17 protein-coding genes are annotated in these 16,405 nt (G+C 39.6%); 12 read left to right on the plus strand and 5 right to left on the minus strand.

The genetic code is table 11. The features are described from left to right. Position 1: 1 nt before the first annotated feature. The 12 genes from KV40_RS30010 to KV40_RS30065 all read left to right on the plus strand — a co-directional run bounded on the left by KV40_RS30010 (position 2) and on the right by KV40_RS30065 (position 10,375). On the plus strand, positions 2–487 hold the full coding sequence (locus KV40_RS30010; protein WP_036489104.1) for a hypothetical protein: 486 nt from the start codon (positions 2–4) through the stop codon (positions 485–487). Positions 488–768: 281 nt separating this feature from the next. Continuing rightward, entirely contained in the window at positions 769–978 is a 210-nt protein-coding gene (locus KV40_RS30015) for a hypothetical protein (RefSeq protein WP_036489106.1), read from the plus strand. A gap of 109 nt (positions 979–1,087) precedes the next feature. After that, positions 1,088–1,456, plus strand: a complete 369-nt coding sequence (locus KV40_RS30020) for a hypothetical protein (protein WP_156114255.1) — start codon at positions 1,088–1,090, stop codon at positions 1,454–1,456. 26 nt (positions 1,457–1,482) lie between these two features. Next, positions 1,483–2,862: a hypothetical protein gene (locus KV40_RS30025; protein WP_156114256.1), complete on the plus strand. Its 1,380-nt coding sequence runs from the start codon at positions 1,483–1,485 to the stop codon at positions 2,860–2,862. A gap of 18 nt (positions 2,863–2,880) precedes the next feature. Continuing rightward, positions 2,881–3,597, plus strand: coding sequence for a hypothetical protein (locus KV40_RS30030; RefSeq protein WP_052056099.1), 717 nt, complete (start codon positions 2,881–2,883; stop codon positions 3,595–3,597). A 5-nt stretch (positions 3,598–3,602) separates the two neighbouring features. After that, positions 3,603–5,090: a hypothetical protein gene (locus KV40_RS30035; RefSeq protein WP_036489112.1), complete on the plus strand. Its 1,488-nt coding sequence runs from the start codon at positions 3,603–3,605 to the stop codon at positions 5,088–5,090. 14 nt (positions 5,091–5,104) lie between these two features. Then, a complete protein-coding gene (locus KV40_RS30040) occupies positions 5,105–5,578 on the plus strand; it encodes a hypothetical protein (protein ID WP_052056101.1) in 474 nt (157 codons plus the stop codon). Between the two features lie 24 nt (positions 5,579–5,602). Next, on the plus strand, positions 5,603–7,231 hold the full coding sequence (locus tag KV40_RS30045) for a hypothetical protein (RefSeq protein WP_036489114.1): 1,629 nt from the start codon (positions 5,603–5,605) through the stop codon (positions 7,229–7,231). Further along, positions 7,228–8,898 carry a type IV secretory system conjugative DNA transfer family protein gene (locus KV40_RS30050; protein WP_052056102.1) on the plus strand — a complete coding sequence of 557 codons (1,671 nt, stop codon included), beginning with the start codon at positions 7,228–7,230 and terminating at the stop codon, positions 8,896–8,898. The genes KV40_RS30045 and KV40_RS30050 overlap by 4 nt, the downstream gene beginning before the upstream one ends. 14 nt (positions 8,899–8,912) lie before the next feature. After that, the gene (locus KV40_RS30055; protein ID WP_036489116.1) at positions 8,913–9,269 is read left to right on the plus strand and encodes a hypothetical protein; all 357 of its coding nucleotides are present in this window, start codon (positions 8,913–8,915) and stop codon (positions 9,267–9,269) included. A 21-nt stretch (positions 9,270–9,290) separates the two neighbouring features. Continuing rightward, positions 9,291–10,172 carry a hypothetical protein gene (locus KV40_RS30060; protein ID WP_036489118.1) on the plus strand — a complete coding sequence of 294 codons (882 nt, stop codon included), beginning with the start codon at positions 9,291–9,293 and terminating at the stop codon, positions 10,170–10,172. Beyond that, on the plus strand, positions 10,172–10,375 hold the full coding sequence (locus KV40_RS30065; protein ID WP_036489119.1) for a hypothetical protein: 204 nt from the start codon (positions 10,172–10,174) through the stop codon (positions 10,373–10,375). Before KV40_RS30060 ends, KV40_RS30065 begins: the two co-directional genes overlap by 1 nt. A gap of 33 nt (positions 10,376–10,408) precedes the next feature. Here KV40_RS30065 and KV40_RS30070 read toward each other — a convergent pair whose 3' ends face one another. From KV40_RS30070 to mobF, 5 genes are read right to left on the minus strand one after another with little or no spacing between them, the layout of a single operon-like run. Further along, complete coding sequence (locus KV40_RS30070; RefSeq protein ID WP_036489121.1) at positions 10,409–12,079, minus strand: DUF3854 domain-containing protein; 1,671 nt, start codon at positions 12,077–12,079, stop codon at positions 10,409–10,411. 59 nt (positions 12,080–12,138) lie between these two features. Beyond that, complete coding sequence (locus tag KV40_RS30075; protein ID WP_036489123.1) at positions 12,139–12,396, minus strand: hypothetical protein; 258 nt, start codon at positions 12,394–12,396, stop codon at positions 12,139–12,141. 23 nt (positions 12,397–12,419) lie between these two features. Next, the gene (locus KV40_RS30080) at positions 12,420–13,268 is read right to left on the minus strand and encodes an IS630 family transposase (RefSeq protein ID WP_072013741.1); all 849 of its coding nucleotides are present in this window, start codon (positions 13,266–13,268) and stop codon (positions 12,420–12,422) included. After that, entirely contained in the window at positions 13,253–13,531 is a 279-nt protein-coding gene (locus KV40_RS30085; protein ID WP_036476788.1) for a helix-turn-helix domain-containing protein, read from the minus strand. Before KV40_RS30085 ends, KV40_RS30080 begins: the two co-directional genes overlap by 16 nt. Then, positions 13,531–16,224, minus strand: a complete 2,694-nt coding sequence (gene mobF, locus KV40_RS30090; protein ID WP_052056104.1) for a MobF family relaxase — start codon at positions 16,222–16,224, stop codon at positions 13,531–13,533. Before mobF ends, KV40_RS30085 begins: the two co-directional genes overlap by 1 nt. Positions 16,225–16,405: the final 181 nt, after the last annotated feature.

Consider the following 16,405-nt stretch of genomic DNA (forward strand, 5'->3'; position numbering starts at 1 on the left):
AATGAAAGTCATATCAAAAAATAGTCTCAGTTTTATATTAGGCTTATCGGTCGCTTTTTTGGCTTGCGGCAAAGGCATAAAAGCTCAAGATTTTGTGGAGGATACCGCAGCAGAAACTACGGAAGAAGTAACTAAAGAAAATCTTTCTATAGGAGACTTTGTTGAAGGGATTTTAGCTGAGGCTCCCATAATAATCGATAGAGGTCGCCAATTAATCGAAAATCTCAATGCAGAGAACCTTGTCAATACAGTTTACGGGACGTTGGGAGAGCTTGGCTTACTCGATCCCCAGGAAGAAGCTAATAGAACGGCAACTTCGCCCGATAGTCCCTACAGCAATCCCGAATCTACAACGGAAACCGATGAAATGGGACGCGCTGCCGATGCTCGGCAGTCACAAACAATCCAAAGACTTTCGCAGATAGTCTTTAACAAACAGGGACAAGAGGTAGTTGCAGAGCATCGGCAGCGCGTCCCATTTCAGTAGTTGCAGAGCAAAATCAAATTTTACAGGAAACTCAAGAAGGGGCGAGTCTATCACAAGAAGCTGTAGTTCAAACTCATGGAATATCGAAAGAAATTGGAGTCCGAAGTCTCAATAGTGCCGAGGCGACTTCTCTTGCAGCAGCAGATGCTCTTGCTGCTGAGGCATCTCAAGATGTTTTAAAAGCGATCGCCGCTCAAAACGAATATACCGCCCAAATTGAATCGGGAATTTCCGAACAGCTAACGCTGCTAACGGAAGCTCAAATTTATGGCGGCATTCAAATGAAAGGCTTGAATACACAACTAACCGTATTAAATCAAAGAGAACAAAATATGCAGTTATATGATGCCGCTCAAATTCTCCAGCTATCGGAAATAGATAATAACCTGGAGCAACAAACTGAAATGGATAAATATCACCGTAGAATAGACAGCATACAAGCGCAAACGGGTATGACTAAAGTTTACCTACCAGGTTTATTTATCAAATAAAGGTAAAGAAAACCAAACTTTCGAGATTTTTGGAGAAGTTTGCTCTATCTTTACGGTCGAGGCTAAATAAATATAATGCTACGCCTTGATTAATCAAAAAACACTGCTATTGTCAATTGCAATCGTCGCTACTTTGGTTTCTGGCTGTCAAAGTAGCTCGCAAAAGCTTGTAGGAGATTGGGAATCTGAATGCTATAACGAAAGCAAAGGCAGAAAGATTGATGAAAATCTAATATTTGGGGCTGACAGGTCTTTAGAGCATTATATAAACATCAGCTATCGAGGGAAAGAGTATTCAAAAAACACTGGAACCTATAAGCTTGAAGGCGATCGCTTAGAGTTGAGATACACGGAATCTGATTTGACCTCCCAAACGGTGACAAATATTCGATACGTAGACTGGTTGAGTCCCGACCAAATCAAAGTTTCTAGTAAAGACGGAGGTATCACTTGTTATTACTCGCGAAGGACATCATAACGAGAAAAGCCAATAAAAAGTTAGTATTGACGTTGATTATCGCCTCGATCGCTGTTTTGATATTTGCTCTTCCTTCGGTAGCACAAGACAGAGAAATTTTACTTCGCACTTCTGAAAATATGAAGTCAATCGAGGCTTGGTGGGATAAATTATGGGATTCGACCTTCAATCCACCTCCAATAGCTTCTGGTGCGGTAGCAGATGTTACAGGAGTTGAAAACACTACCAATCTCTCCCTTTATGCTTTTGTATTTCCCGTAAGGTTTTTACTAGCCATCGGTCTTGGCTGTTGGCTGTATCAATACGGCATCAAAATGTACGAAGCTAAAGGAGCGGCTATGGGAACGCAGGTTTTCATGCAAATGTTTTTTCCAGTATTTTTGTCGATAATTTTTTTGGCGAATCAAGCGCAATATTCTCGAATTCTAGCCTACGGATTACGAGATGTAATTAATTCTTGGTCTGATGGAGTCATGAATTTGACGATTGCCGACATTAACGTCCGAACTGCCGTTCAAGATCTTTTAGTTACCGAAGATGCCAAAGAAATAATTTTACAAAAGTGGCAAACTTGTCAGGGTATGCCGCAGCCAGAGGTAACTATTCCTGGTAGCGAACGACCCGAAAGCATTGATGGAGGAGAAGCTGCTTCCCAATTAACCGTAGAGCAAAGACAGGTTTACGATTATTTAGAGTGCTTGCAGCAACTATCGACTTTTGCTTCCGAACGGTTGGCAGAGGCTGATACAGCTAGAGAGTGTTCTGGTTTTCTCTGTCAGTCGCTAAAAAAACTTTACAGCGTTCTCTATGATATTGGAACGAAAACCTACGATCGTGAGTTATCGAGAAGAATAGGGGATGAAACCCTTGCCACTGCCGACCCACCGCCAGAATTTAATGTAGACGACGATTTACAAGATCTTGCCGTAGATTCTGAGGAATTTATAGCCTCGATTACTAATCCTTCCAAACGAATGCTTTATTTTACCCAATGGATGTGGATTTCGATGCTAGAGATGTCTTTGTATCTACTTGCCCTATTTGCGCCGATGTTTCTTGCCGTTGCCACGATTCCCAATCGACAGCATTTATTTGGTGTTTGGTTGACTGAGACTTTGACTATTGGACTTGCCAAGCTTGCTTATATAGTAGTTATCGGTGTAGTAGCCGTTCAAAAAGTATCTCCCGAAAACCTCAGCGGTGTTTTGGACAACACTTTTTTTATGACCTTGGGAATATTTGCGCCAGCAGTTTCCTTTGCTGTAGTTGCATCGGGCGGAATTGCGGCAGCAACCTCCTATAGAAATCAGTCGGTAGGAGCAATAGCGATCGCGGGGAGTGCCTTCTCAGGAGCCTTTGCCACTATCGGCTACACGATGGCAAGAAATTTCGACAAACGCCGTTAATTCGGGAGTTAAACAGTAATGGTAAACTTTAAAAAATCATCAGAAAAAATAATAGAGTCGCCCCTGACCCAAAAATCTCGTTTTGGTTGGCTACCTTTGGTAGTGATACTGCTTCTCGGACTAAACCTAATAAAAACTTTTAGCAATGGAAAAGCTATTAGCAATTTAGCGCAAAATAAGTCTAATATCTACGTTCAAAAGCTTGATGGAGAGGTAGCGGTAGCCAATTCTGTAGAAAGGCTCGCTCGTACCGAAACGGTAATTCGAGAATATGTTAAAGAATGGCTGATTCTTGCCTATACCTGGAATTTAAAAGAGCCTAATTTATTTGTTAGTGAAGGTAGGATCGATTATCCTTTACCACTGTATTGGGCAACGATGGCAATTATACCGGGAGAGCGAGAGGCGTATTTAGAGTGGGTAAGTCGGAGGTATGAGGAGCGTTTTACTTTTCAAAACTATATAGTCGGAAAAGAGCAGAGTTACGTTCGAGTCTTTCGCGAGCCTGTAGTAGAAAAAGTAGCAGAAGGAGTTTGGGATGTAACGATTATTGCTTATAGAACCCATGCTAGAAGGAATGAGATTTTAGCCCAAGAAAAATTCAATCATTTAATTAGAGTCAGGGTGATAGATCCCGAAACAGAAATTTCCAATGCTGAGAACAATCCTTTACAGAAGATAATGGGTGAGATGCAAAATAAAGGACTACAAATTATCGATATTAATATTATTTAAAAGCTATGGCATTTACTGATATATCCTATGAAGAAATACAAAGTCAAGAAGACTTTTCAAATTTAGATGTTACTAGCACTGAAAAAAATGATAAGAGTTTGAATCCTCCAGTCAGTCGAGGATTTCAAAATTTCGATCGAGTAGTTTACTATAAAAATCCATTAGTTCAATTAATTGCAGTGTTATGTTTTGGAACGCCTCTAGCATGGATGCTGATCTCGGCTTTTAGCCCGCCAAAGCAACCCGAACAAACTACTGTCAGACCTCCAAAAGATAGCGAAAAAGAAAAATTGCAGCAGGCTTTAGAAGAGGAAAGGGCTAAAAATCAAAAACTTTTAGTTGAAAATGCTCTGCAAGCGCAACGAAATCAAGAAATTGAGGTAATAGATTCAGATTCTCAATTAGAAACAGATACTTCAAAAAATTCAAAAGAGTCTGTGGCAACAAAACCAGTAGAGGTAACACCAATATCGATCAGTCAACCGCAATCGCAACCGATTGTTAGAAGAGTTCGACCAGAAATAGCAGCAGAAGTTTTAGAGGAAAATGTAGAACCAGAAATAGACCCGATGGAGCGGTGGATGGCATCGGCAAACAGAGGGCATTACGTTACGGCAGTAGCTACTAATAATACCCTTTCTTCTAGCACGACTCTGGTTTCTAACAATTCGCCTACATCAAAAACGGAAAATGCGAACGAAGCCTCTCTGTATTCAGACGCTCAAATAAAAAAAAGGCTGAATTACATCGCTAGCTTATATAAAGCGAGAAAATTGAAAGAAAGATTGGCTTCTCCATCGAATTACTCTTTAAGAACAGATAATAATCTCGTTGTAGATAGATTGCCAAGAGAGCCAAATGAAAGTAAGAGGAGAGTAGATGTAGGTTCTACAGCTGCCGCCACGTTAGAAAGTGATGTGGTTTGGACTAATGAGAGTCGAAATTTACAAACAGGAGAAAAGAAATATTTGCTGGAGCTGCGAGAGGGACTGAAAAATTTAGCAGGAGAAGAAATTCTGCCCGCAAAAACTAAAGTGACTGCTGTAGTTACCGAGTATTCTAGCTCTGGACTTTTATTTATGGAAGTAGCTGAAATAATTAACGGTTCTAGAAGAATTGTCGTACCTTCTGGAGCGATGATAATAGAGGGCAAAAACGGTTCGCCGCTCAAAGCCGAACTAAAGCAAGAGGGAAACTCTAATTTTGCTGCTGATTTAGGTTCGATTATAGCACCAGGAGTAGAAGAAGCATTTGATAGTCTGTCTAATTCAGCCGACAGTTTGGTTTTTGAGGAAGGGGATAGAACGCTTTTAAGATCTAGTTCTAGTAATGAAAGTCCTTTAGCGAGTGGAATTTCGGGAGTAGCTAGGGGAACGGGCGAGACTTTAAATCGCCGTTTTCAAAATAGAAGCAATTCACCTGCTTCTGCATACTTTCATCTAAAAGCAGGAGAGACGGTGCGTTTAGTAGTTTATCAAGATTTTTCCTATTAGGAGCAAAGTTAATTATGTTGAAGTTTTTGTGTGGGGCAATCACGAGTATCGTCTTAGTTGCTGGTTTGCCGCATGGCTCTTTGGCTAGTGAAACGATAGCAGTAGACAGAGAATTTGCTCTCAAGAGAGAGATAGAAATCGATGTTACCCCCAGTGGAATAGTTTTGCAATTCAATTCTCCAATAAATGCTGTTAATCTATCTCATTTGGGAGAAATTGTCTTTCAAGGGGTAGATGGAGAACTGTGTGAGTTATCGACAAGCTGTACTGCTGAAACCGCTCCCACGATGCTTTTGCTAAAAAAGATCCCTAAAATCGACTTTCCAGATTTAGAGCCTACTACAGATGGTACGGCAATGCTGTATGTCGATACAGCATCTGGACTCTATCGCTTCGAGCTTACTCCCAAAAGCCAAAAGCCAGAATATACCAAAGTAGAGATTAATGACGAGCCTATGTCTCCTCTGTTTGAGAGCAAAAAGCCATAATTTTAAAAATAATTTTCTAAGAAGATGAAGTCGTCAATTGCAGCAGTCTCAATTGTTACTTTGTTACTGAGCTTAAGTCAGAATTCGATAGTACTAGCTCAGGTAAATGAAGATAAATCAAAAAATGAAACTGGTACGACAATTCCTCCTAGTTACGGAACAGTACCAGGAATTTACTACGATCGAGAACCTATTTTGTCACCTAGTCTCTCTCAAATGTCGGGGAGCAATGATAGCGGTTCTATTCAAACCGAGTACGAACATCCAAACTACAACATAGAAAGAGCTTGGCAGAGAGGTTCGACACCAGACGAGATAGTAAAAGTAGGAGATATTGAAAATGACCCAGAATTGAAGGGAGTAATAGAAATTGAAAAACTGACCTTAAGAGAAATTGCTGCAAATGGTGGCGCAGACATCGAAACTGCTCCTGTTGGCAATATAGGTCTGTTTAACAGTATGAGCTTAAATGAGTTCTTAGAAATGTTTCCCAAATATCAAAATATGGCAGTTCGAGATTTTCCCATCATGTCCGAGACACTAGCCAAAAGTAATGGGGATTCCTACTCAGTAAGAGTACTTTCGACTATTGAAAAAGAGGCGATTGAAAAATTGGCAAACGAAGCGATGTTTGAAAATATTTCTTTAGAATCTTTAACAGAAGGTGATTGGGGAAAGCTTGTAGATGCGTCGGAAAGGGCGGCATTGGCTGAAGTTCTAAAACGATATCCAGAACTAAAAAAAGTACCAATTGACAAGCTCTTTCCCATGACAGGTGGAAAAATCGCAGGAGACTGGAATCTTATTATTGAAAAAGCGCGACAAGTGGCGATCGCTAAAAATCTGGAGTTATCGACAAACGAACTGTTTGCCGTTATTCCCGAATTAGGTGACGTACCTCTTAGTGCATTACCTATTGAGAAATTATTAGTTAGAGATCTTGATGGACTGGCAGATACAGCCTTAGATCGCGTTCCCAAAGTTGCCAATCGCTATCTTTCAGAGTTAGGCAATCTTTCTCAAACCCCAGGAACGATGCTGGCGGTAGATACCGCGATGATTCTGCTTACGGGTGACGTATTTGGCAGATTAGACATTTCCTTTGCAGGAGAAGTAGAAACTCCTATTACCTATGTTTTAAGTGGCGGAACTAAAAATCAAATTTTTCTTCCCGAACCCTGTTTAGAAAAAAGTTGTAAGCACTTTGAAATTGTTGAAGTTCTGTCGGGTTTGGCAGGGACTTTAAATGGTTTTGGCTCGGTTCGGGGAAAAGCTTGGGTTCAAGGATCTTCGCAAGAAGTTCCTGGTGGTAAGGGGTTTTTACGTTGGGTCAACGGAGGCAAAGAACGTACTGGAGTTCCCGTTTGGACGACTGACTCTCACGTAAAGCTGTCTTTAGAAGATATAGACGAAGGAGGCGACGGAGAACCTGCTACAGCGCGTATCTGGCTAGACTTCCAAATTTGCGTATATCCACCATTTTTGGGAGAACATTGTACTCCGCATTTTTTATCTTTTGCCACGCCATGGAAAGTACGAGAGGGGGGAGTCATGCTTGTTTTTTCTCGTTCTTCACCTTCAGATTTGGTAGAATACGGGCGCGATCGCGCAGAAGAAAACGATAGCAGCAATTTGGGAGTAGGTAAACAGTGAGCGATACTAACAACACTACTACAGTTATCGAGCGACAAAACTATTTTGAACCGCTATTACAGCCATTTGCCAATCCTATAGGGATAGGATATTTAGCTACGATCGTTTTGTTACTAATTCTCAAACTAGGTATTAAGCGCGAATCGGTGTTAGCAAAGGCGAGATTTGCCAATTCAAGAGAAATTAGAGAGGGAACCAAGCGTGGTTTGAGACAGATCGCGAGAGGAATACCCAAAGAAGCCGCATTGAAGCTTGAAAATATTGTGCTATCAGATATCCAGCCAGGTATTGCTATAGTTGGTAAATCTGGTTGTGGAAAAACCCGCTCGGTAATCGATCCAGCTATAAAAAACGCCATCGATCAAGAGTGGACCAATTTGGTATTCGACGTAAAGGGAGAACTCATTCGCAAACATGCTGCTTATGCGCTCTCGAAAGGATATCAGATGTATGTATACGCGCCAGGATATGAATATTCCGATGGGCTGAATTTTCTCAAATTCATGAAAGATAAAAATGATGCCAAAACTGCTCAAGAAATAGCCAAGGTGATAGATGCTAACTTCGGAGAGCCTGGAGAACGTAAAGACGGTTTCTTTTCTTCTCAAGGAGCAGCCGCTTTAAAACTGGCTTTCATGATGGCAAAAGCCTCTCCTTTCAGCGATTTAATAGCAGCATGGAAATTTCTTTCTCTGCCAAACTTAGCCAAGCGTCTTAGTGCTGCCTATAAGTATGGTGGTTTTGATGAAAAATCTGGCTTTAGTATTTGGATCAAAGAAGCTGCTACCGCAATGAGATCGATGGCAGAAGCTAATGAAACTGTCGATGGAATTGTGGGAACGGCAATGACCCACTTCCAAAACATGGTCGATCCTAGTATCGTACCTTGTTTGCTCAATCATACTATTCCTCTGGATTTAACTGGTAAGCAAATTGTATTTTTTCAACTAGACGAAAATGCTAAGTCGGCAACTGCACCCCTAGTAGCTGCTGCGATTCACATGTTGGTGACGAGAAATCTTAATGCTAGTGTCAAACGTAAAAATACTCTTGGGTTATTTTTAGATGAATTTGACTCGCTCTCTCTACCAGATATTAAAGACTACATTACCAAAATGCGAGAGTATGGATTGGCAGCATTTTTATCCTATCAATCGGAAGCTCAGGTAAACTTTAGATATACTAGACCTTATGCCGAATCGATTTTGAGTAGTTGCGGAATCAAAATTTATTTCAACACGGGTCATCCCGAAACGGCGGAAAAACTATCTAGATCGCTAGGAAAAAAAGAAGTCAAATATACAACCACATCTCGAACCTATGGAGGTAGAAACGCTTCAAGAAACCTTAACGAACACATACAGCAAATTCCTTTAATAACTGGCAATGAAATTAACGAGCAAGTTGCAGGAAAAGCGGTTATTGCTTATTCTCCAGGTTTTGACCACAAACCCTATCAAATAAAATTTAAAAAACATAAGAAAAACGATATTTTATGGAAAAAAAGTCATAAACTTTGGTTTCGAGATATTAAACCTTACAGAGAAGAAAGGATTGTCGCCATGACTGGAGATGTCGATACTGCTCTAATCGATCGCGAAATAATAGCAGAAGCAATGCTACCTTCGGCTGAAGAATTTAAAATTCTAAGTACCATCGCTGGATAGTTAAAGTTGAGATAATGAGTCAAGAACAAGACCAAGAAAAAATCTTAAATGCTACTGCCCAGGTGTTGAATAACTCTTTGAGTGGTGGATTGTATCTGGCTTCCTTAAAAAAGTCCAAAGTCAAAATTGAGGTAAAAACGGCAAAAGACGATCTTAGTAACGCTCGTTCTGCTCTCAATCGAGGTGTAAATCTTGAAGCTGTCAAACAAGAAATTTTCAAAAGTCCCGTTGCCAAGCGAATTGAAAGAATAGGAGGTGATGTGTCTAGCTACGTCGCCTCAATAGCTAAAAAAGCCCAAATTGATAACAAGATGGAAAAAAGAGCCACCGAAACAGTCGAGTTGCAAAAAACTCGTAAAAAAACTCTTTAAATAATAAAATTGGAGAAATTGATGAGCGAACAAAATGGACAAAACGGACAAGCAAGAGAACATACTAACTCTCACGATAATAAAAAGCCAAACAATAATTACGATGAGTTAAATCTCAATCAATTGAAGGAATTGGCTAATGAAAGAGGAATAGTTCCCGAAGGAAATAAAAGTTCTAAAGATATCTGGATCGAGTCTTTAAAAAATGCAGATTTGCAAGAAGAAAAACTAGAACTCTCAAATGATTTAGAAAACACAAAAGACTCTTCGATCGAAGGAAAACCTGGGTCGGCAGAAGCTCAAGAATTAGTTTTTGATGAGGTTCTTAATAAGCTAGAACAAAGAGGAGTAGGTTTGGATACCGTTTCTCTGACTTTCGACGGTAAAGAGTCTCTTTCCTACAAAAATGGCGACATTAGCAAACAACAGTTGACTGACGAACAAGCAAAGTTATTAAAATCCGCTCTTAAAGATCCCCAAAACTTTGATGGTGTAGTAACGATTAAATCTGGTAACAGAATCTTGCTCAAAATAGAAAATGGGCAGGTTGTTAGAGACACGATTGGTTTAACATCCAAATCGACCAAAGTAGAAGTAGAATCGAGTACTGAATCTCTCTATCAAAAATATTCTCAAGATGTTGGAGAAAAAGGTTTGGGCAAGACGAAGAGGGTAGCGCGAAATGCAATCTTAGATGGGGTTAAAGCAGAACAGGTTAAAAAAATTATTCGTCGTGAAGACGATGGCTATAAAGCTCTATCTCAAAATACTAATTCTGTGGTTGCTGATACTAACCTAGATAAAATAGTTAACAGTGCGATCGCGCAAAATCATCTTGAAAAACAGCAGCAAACTCAAGCTCAAACTCAAACTAAAGAAAAAACTCTCTCTAAAACTAGATAATGAATGAGAAAATAATTCCTTTCTGTAGGGCTTGTGGTACTCTGATGCAAGCAATTCATCCTGATTCGTCCATCAATTTTTGGTGTCCGAAGTGCAAACTGTGCGATTGGAATCGACAAGACAATAATTTTGCTTTTGATAGGCAAGACGACGATAAGGCAAACACGAGCGATATTTTCAATTTATCAGATTATTGGAGATAGAAAATCGCTACCTACAAAAGCTCTCTCAAAAGATTATCTTTTTCTCTTGAATTCAAAGTTCTGTCGATGGATTTGCTCTTGCTCTTGCTCTCTTTGTTCTTCTAAATGTTTTATAGTGTGTCGCTCGACCATTTTTTGAGCTAAAGCATCTAAATCGGAGGTATTCTGTTCTGAAAGATTTTTGTAAGTTCCTGCGACTTTGACTATTGCTGCAATATATGAATCAGTTAATTGATACTGATTTTTTCTGAGAAAGCGAACTCGGTCGGATTCACTCAAAATCCTTGCGCCATCGGCTTTTTCTCCTTTTAGTACCCCATGAATATAAACTTCTAAATCTAATCTTTTACTACCTATGTTGCCAAAAGATTGTCTGACCTTTTCGGCTAGCTTGTTGTACTCAGTGCGGTAGTGAATTTTTTTATCTAAATCTGAAGAGATGGCATTTTTATGAGCTTCAGTATAAGCTAGTGGTCCTGCCTTAGCGATCAGATCGTCAAGTCCTTTTCCCTCATCAGCATTCCACTTCAAAACTTTAACCTTACAACCTTTGGCTTCTAATAGTTCGATACCGCGTACCATATCCCGTCGTACATTAATAATGGTTTTTGTTTTGGTATCTCGATCGTAGGCAAAACGAAACTCACGATTTGAATGAGTAAAAACAGATAGTTGGGGATTTAGTTCTCTTTGAGGCAGCTTTTTTCCATCTTGATAAGACTTGTAAATATGGTTGACTCCAGACAAACCAATAGTTACTTCACCTTGAGATAGTGATGCTAAGGTTTTTTTAAAGCCTTCTGCGATCGTAATGGGAATTTCGGGATATTGCTTGATTACGTACCAAAAGCCACTTTCTCGTTCTGCCACTGTAGGATTTATATTATGTTTTTGATAAATTTTTTCGGCAAGTTCTTCGCTTATTTCAGGTAAGAAAAGTACTCGTTCTGTCTTTGGTGGAGTCTCATATTTGATATGCTTTGTCTTACCCTTCTCAGCACTTTTAGTTTCGTCTACGCGAGGATTATCGGGCTTAAAGCAACCCCAAAGACTTTCGGTGGGTTTTTCTCCATCTTGAAGATTTTGTAAGCTAAGAGCATCAGTTCCCGCATTACCCCACCAACCGCCATCTTCTAAATGGCTATAGCGATTGAGTAATCCGCTTCTTATTCTGCCAGAATTAAGTCTATCGGAGTTTGGAAGATCGTATAGCAGATATTCATGAGGGGTATAGTCTTTTAAACTGACAGCGTTAAGTGAGGCTAAATCGGGATGAATTGCACTTTGTTTGAATTCTTCCCAATGATGTTGCTCGATATGTTTGGGTTTTTCATCTTTATAATCTGGCTGCCAGAAGGGGCGATTGCTACTACTACTTAAAACAGAAGAAGCAAGCTGGCTCAGGCGAGCATTACGAGACTGGCTTGCATTTTTGTTTTGTGAAAAAGAATCGGCTATGCGTGTAAGTTTTTGCTGCACCTGCTCCTGCAACCTATCTGTAGCTTTATCGAACAAAGTCATGGTTTCGGCAATTGCTTCTGTTGCTTGATAATTGAGAATTGTATTGGCTAATTGCTCTAAACCCTCTAATTTAACGGTGTGCTTCCTTTCAAGCGCGTGTTCTAAAACTTCTAGCTTTTGCAGTTGAAGATTACGGTCGAATTGTTGAATGAAATCTTGAGTTTTTTCTAAAGCTTCAACCAAGCGATCTTCTGCCTGAGTTTTGGCAATTGTATCGGCTAGTTCTTCTAAACCATGTAAAACTACTCCTCCTCTTGAGAAGAGGGCATCTGAAAGTTCTCGATCGCGTTCTGTAGCGATTCCATTTTGGCTATCAGTTCTTTCATAAGCTCGTCTAAATCGCTGCTGTTTTTCTCCTGCAAGAGCTTGGTTAGCTTTTGGATAAAGTCGTTCAGGGCGTTCTGAATCAATTCCTGGTTTTGCTTTTGGATTTGGACTAGTTGTTGCTGTTGTTCCTTCAACAGAGTAAGTATTTCTTTTAGAATTAGTTCGTTTTCCATAATGCTTCTCTATTAAACCGCATCTACTTTGAAAACCGTAGTTTTTCTTCTTCTGGATCGAGGTGTTTTTTAACCCACAAGCGATCGCTTAAAAACAGTGGAGTAGTATTAATTAGATGCTGAAAATCAGCAACAGCAGAAATTAACTCTTGTTGTTGGTCATAACAAACATGATAAGTTATGTCTTCTCTGAGCCATTGCCAAAGATGTTCGACAGGCATAAAATCTGGGCTATAGCCAGGTAATTGTAGAAGATGGATGTCCATTGCTGATGCTGCCTCGGTGACCACTTTAGCACGATGATATGGTGCGCCATCCCAAACCACAGTTATTTGTTGCTGGGGAAATTCGACTCGCAACTTTTTGAGAACATCAATGGTATTAATTTTCTCTGCTTTCTCATAAGGAAAAATTCTGGTTTGCGCCTGATTATAGAGGTAAACACCATAAAAAGAGACTTTCTTTCTTCCAGGAGAACTAGAGCTGACCCAAAACCTTTCTCCCCGAATTGACCAACCGTAACCTTCATCGGTATCTAAATGTATATGGGCTTCATCAATATAGATAATTAATCGCTTTTGATGAAGTGCATCCTCTAATAATTCAGTAATTTGTTCGACAAATTCAGCTCTTTTGGCGGTATTGCCTTTATTAAGCAACTTCTTCGCTTTCTTCCAGGAAAAACCCATCTGCTTAAGAGTTTTTCTGACTGTCTCTCGACAACAATTTATCTTCCACTTCTGTTTCAGCCAGTGGACGAATCTTTTTAACGTCCAACGTGGAAACCCTTGAGATTTCCTCCCTCTTTCTTGTGGTGCTAATGCTGACCTTAAAAGAGCTTTCTGGATTTGATTCCCTAAATCTTTTCGCACCGTTTCGGAAAAAAAGGGTTTCTTCCTCCCGTTCTTTGATACTCGACGGCTTTGAGACCTTCTTGATTATAACGATGCACCCATTCCATTACTGTTTGGGGATTTCTTCGGGTTTGTTCCCCTACCTTTGTAGCACTTTTCCCTTCACTAATTTCATACAATGCCATCAGTCTCTCTCTTGTTCGAGGATGTTTGGCAGCCAATGCCTCTGTTCTTAATAACTCTTTGCTTTGATTCCAACGAGCGTAATCTACTTTTAACATCAAATCGATCTTATTTTTCTTCTCTTAATCAGCCTATTTGATTTTGAGCCAAAACTCCAGTTTTCAAACTGGACGGGGTTTAGTTCGATGGGATTTTGTTGGGTATTAGATTTTTGTACCCAACCACGTAGATTTTCCAAATTTTCAGTGTAGACCTTGAGAGCGGTAGTCTGACGGGATATCTTTACATAAAAAGGTTCTAAACTGGAGGTAGGATCGCTGGTAGCAGAAACGATAACTCGCTTTTGGGATTTGCCCTGAGCGCGATAGGAAGTAGAAACTAGATTGTGGTCTAAAGGTAGAGGTTGCAGTAAAGATATTTTTTGAATTTGACCTAGATTATCTTTTACTGTCAATGAAAGTTCGTCAATCGCCGCAACGGTAACTTGTTTGCCATTAATTTGTCCTTTTTTCTTGTCGCTTCCCGCTGTCCACCGCAATTTATCTCCAACAGCCACCTTCATTTCTCTAGAGCTAAATACTTGCTTGTCTTTATACTTTGCAGGGTTAAAGCGATATAGCCTACCCCTACTAGAGCTAACGACTAACTCCTTGCCTTGTATTTTTTCTACTTTATAAAGCTGATTTTTTTGGAGATTAGTACTACTGTAAGCTCTAAAAAGCTGAATGTAGTCTCCTTCTCGGTAATTATTAATTTTCAACTGCTGTTCTTTACTCAGATTACGGGAAATTAGTTGCACTGTCGTAATTGATTTTCCTAGCTTACCTTCAGCTTCTAGTCCCTTTCTAATCTCTTGAGTAATGGCAAGACGCTCTTTGTTTGTTCCTGTAACAATCAAAGTTTTTTTTCGCTCTTGTTCTGATAGCTGTAAATATTCTTTAGCGATTGTCGTGCTACGTTCTTCTCTATCTTCAATTTCAATGACATAACCCTTATTTTCAAGCATTTGTAGAGCTTGAGAACCGTTTCCACGAGCTATTAATTCTACCGCCTGTTTCTGAATTGAATTTCGCTGACGGACAATTTCATCGAGCTTGTGAGTAGTTGCTCCATGCTTCATAAGAGAACGCAGAGGACTACCAGCTTCGATGCTGGAGTTTTGTCCTTTATCTCCAACTAATAGTAGTCTTGCTCCTACTAATTCTGCTTTTTTAACAATAGTTTGAGCTTGGTTGGCACTCATTAACCCCGCTTCGTCAACAATCCAAAGCTGATTGGACTTGTTCTCTGGGGTAGCTTGAGCTAGATGCGCTACAGTATTAGTCTGAATGTCTAACTCTTTGGCTAAAATTTCGGCAGCTTCAATAGTGGGAGCAAAACCTTTAACTATTACTTTAGTTTCCCTCAATTGGTTTCTTAAAATTCCTAGTGCTGTAGTTTTCCCCACACCAGAAAGCCCGTGAATAATTTGATGCCGGTCGGTTGAGGTAAGAGTTCTGCTAATCGCTAGTCTCTGTCCTTGATTGAGTTTGGTAGCTTCTAGCTGAGGTTTTTCTATTAAGGGGATAGCTTTATTCTGTCCTTCTAGCCATTGTTTTACCGTATCTATCTCTCGCTTCAAGGCTTTTACTGTCGTAAATTCAGTAGCGTTATTGTTAAGAGAAATTAGTTCGGGATGGTTTTTAATTTCTGTTTCTAATTCTGAAAAAGAAAATGACTGCAAACCAGATTGATATAAATATTCGTAAATTTTGTCTCTTTGAAAAGATACCGATAGTTCGGATAGATGAGCGATCGCGCTATTAAGAGCATCCAGTGCGGTCTGTTTTTGTTTTGGTTCTACTGGTTTATCTTGAGGAACTGGAGGTGTAATGCCATAAGCAACTGCTTCACTGCGCCACTGTTGACGATATTCTTCTAGAGTTCGAGTGATGTTTTTAGGTTTACGAGTAGTTAATGCGACAGCGTCTCTATTTTTGTGGTTAATTTCTTTTCCTTGTTCTTCAAGTTTTTCGACCATTTCTCGCGATCGTTTGCTGAAGGCATCAATTTGTGGGCGAGTAATTCCCTCTAGTTCAAATCCATATTTGGTTTCCCGAATCTTATAGCCTAATTTTTGTACCTTTTGAGCGAGTAAAGTCTGGTATAGATGTCCGAGCCATTTTTGCTTGGCGATCGCCTCATTGCGTAAGGCTCTATATTGCCCATCCGCACGTTTTGTACCGTTAAAAATAACGACATGGGTATGAAGCTGCATATCGCCATCTCTAGAAGTATGATGGGGAATCAATACAGCAATTAAATTGTCAGTATTTACTATTTCTTGTTTGCCATTAATTTGAACTCTGGTTTGAATGTATTTCTGTTCTATTATTTCTACTACTTCTTTTACAGTTTCATCCTGAACTTCAAACAAACGCTCGTCTTTTCCTATGTGCAAAGCGATCGAAAAACTTTTGGAAGGAGACAAAGTAATGTCTTCAGCCAAACGTTCTTGAGTTTTGAGATTATTTCTTTCTGCCCTGATCCGTTCCTGTGAATGGGGCTTATAACCATGAAAAAGAGATTTAAACTCCTCTTGAGTGACTGCACCTTTCAAACCTAATTTAGTCGCACCTTTTCCATAGAAATATGCGGTAGTTAGCTTGGCGTTTGTCAAAACACTGGGGCTTTGCTCTTGGGATCGATCTCTTTGTTTTTTTTCATTTTTAGCTCGTGCCAAAGATTCGTCTTGGGTGTAGTATCGTTCCTTTTCACGAATACCAGATTTGATTGTGTTAATACTTAACATTGCAAGTATAAAACTTTAAATAGGTCTGTCAAACAAAATCACGATCTATAAAAAGAGAATCTTAAGGGTTGTATACATAATATTAACTTGTTTGCTTTTTTTTTATGCTAACTTTTAAAAAATATATGCGATCGGTTTTTGACTGCGTGTTGTGTGATGCAGAAAATATTCTTTTAAAAAA

This window comes from Myxosarcina sp. GI1, assembly GCF_000756305.1.
Lineage (GTDB): Bacteria > Cyanobacteriota > Cyanobacteriia > Cyanobacteriales > Xenococcaceae > Myxosarcina.

What these genes read in the sequence shown, in the direction of transcription:
- KV40_RS30040 (WP_052056101.1), top strand. Translation starts at nt 5,105, where the DNA reads ATGTTGAAGTTTTTGTGTGGGGCAATCACGAGTATCGTCTTAGTTGCT.
- KV40_RS30055 (WP_036489116.1), top strand. Translation starts at nt 8,913, where the DNA reads ATGAGTCAAGAACAAGACCAAGAAAAAATCTTAAATGCTACTGCCCAG.
- KV40_RS30010 (WP_036489104.1), top strand. Translation starts at nt 2, where the DNA reads ATGAAAGTCATATCAAAAAATAGTCTCAGTTTTATATTAGGCTTATCG.
- KV40_RS30030 (WP_052056099.1), top strand. Translation starts at nt 2,881, where the DNA reads ATGGTAAACTTTAAAAAATCATCAGAAAAAATAATAGAGTCGCCCCTG.
- KV40_RS30085 (WP_036476788.1), bottom strand. Translation starts at nt 13,531, where the DNA reads ATGTTAAAAGTAGATTACGCTCGTTGGAATCAAAGCAAAGAGTTATTA.
- mobF (WP_052056104.1), bottom strand. Translation starts at nt 16,224, where the DNA reads ATGTTAAGTATTAACACAATCAAATCTGGTATTCGTGAAAAGGAACGA.
- KV40_RS30065 (WP_036489119.1), top strand. Translation starts at nt 10,172, where the DNA reads ATGAATGAGAAAATAATTCCTTTCTGTAGGGCTTGTGGTACTCTGATG.
- KV40_RS30015 (WP_036489106.1), top strand. Translation starts at nt 769, where the DNA reads ATGAAAGGCTTGAATACACAACTAACCGTATTAAATCAAAGAGAACAA.
- KV40_RS30035 (WP_036489112.1), top strand. Translation starts at nt 3,603, where the DNA reads ATGGCATTTACTGATATATCCTATGAAGAAATACAAAGTCAAGAAGAC.
- KV40_RS30060 (WP_036489118.1), top strand. Translation starts at nt 9,291, where the DNA reads ATGAGCGAACAAAATGGACAAAACGGACAAGCAAGAGAACATACTAAC.
- KV40_RS30045 (WP_036489114.1), top strand. Translation starts at nt 5,603, where the DNA reads ATGAAGTCGTCAATTGCAGCAGTCTCAATTGTTACTTTGTTACTGAGC.
- KV40_RS30075 (WP_036489123.1), bottom strand. Translation starts at nt 12,396, where the DNA reads ATGGAAAACGAACTAATTCTAAAAGAAATACTTACTCTGTTGAAGGAA.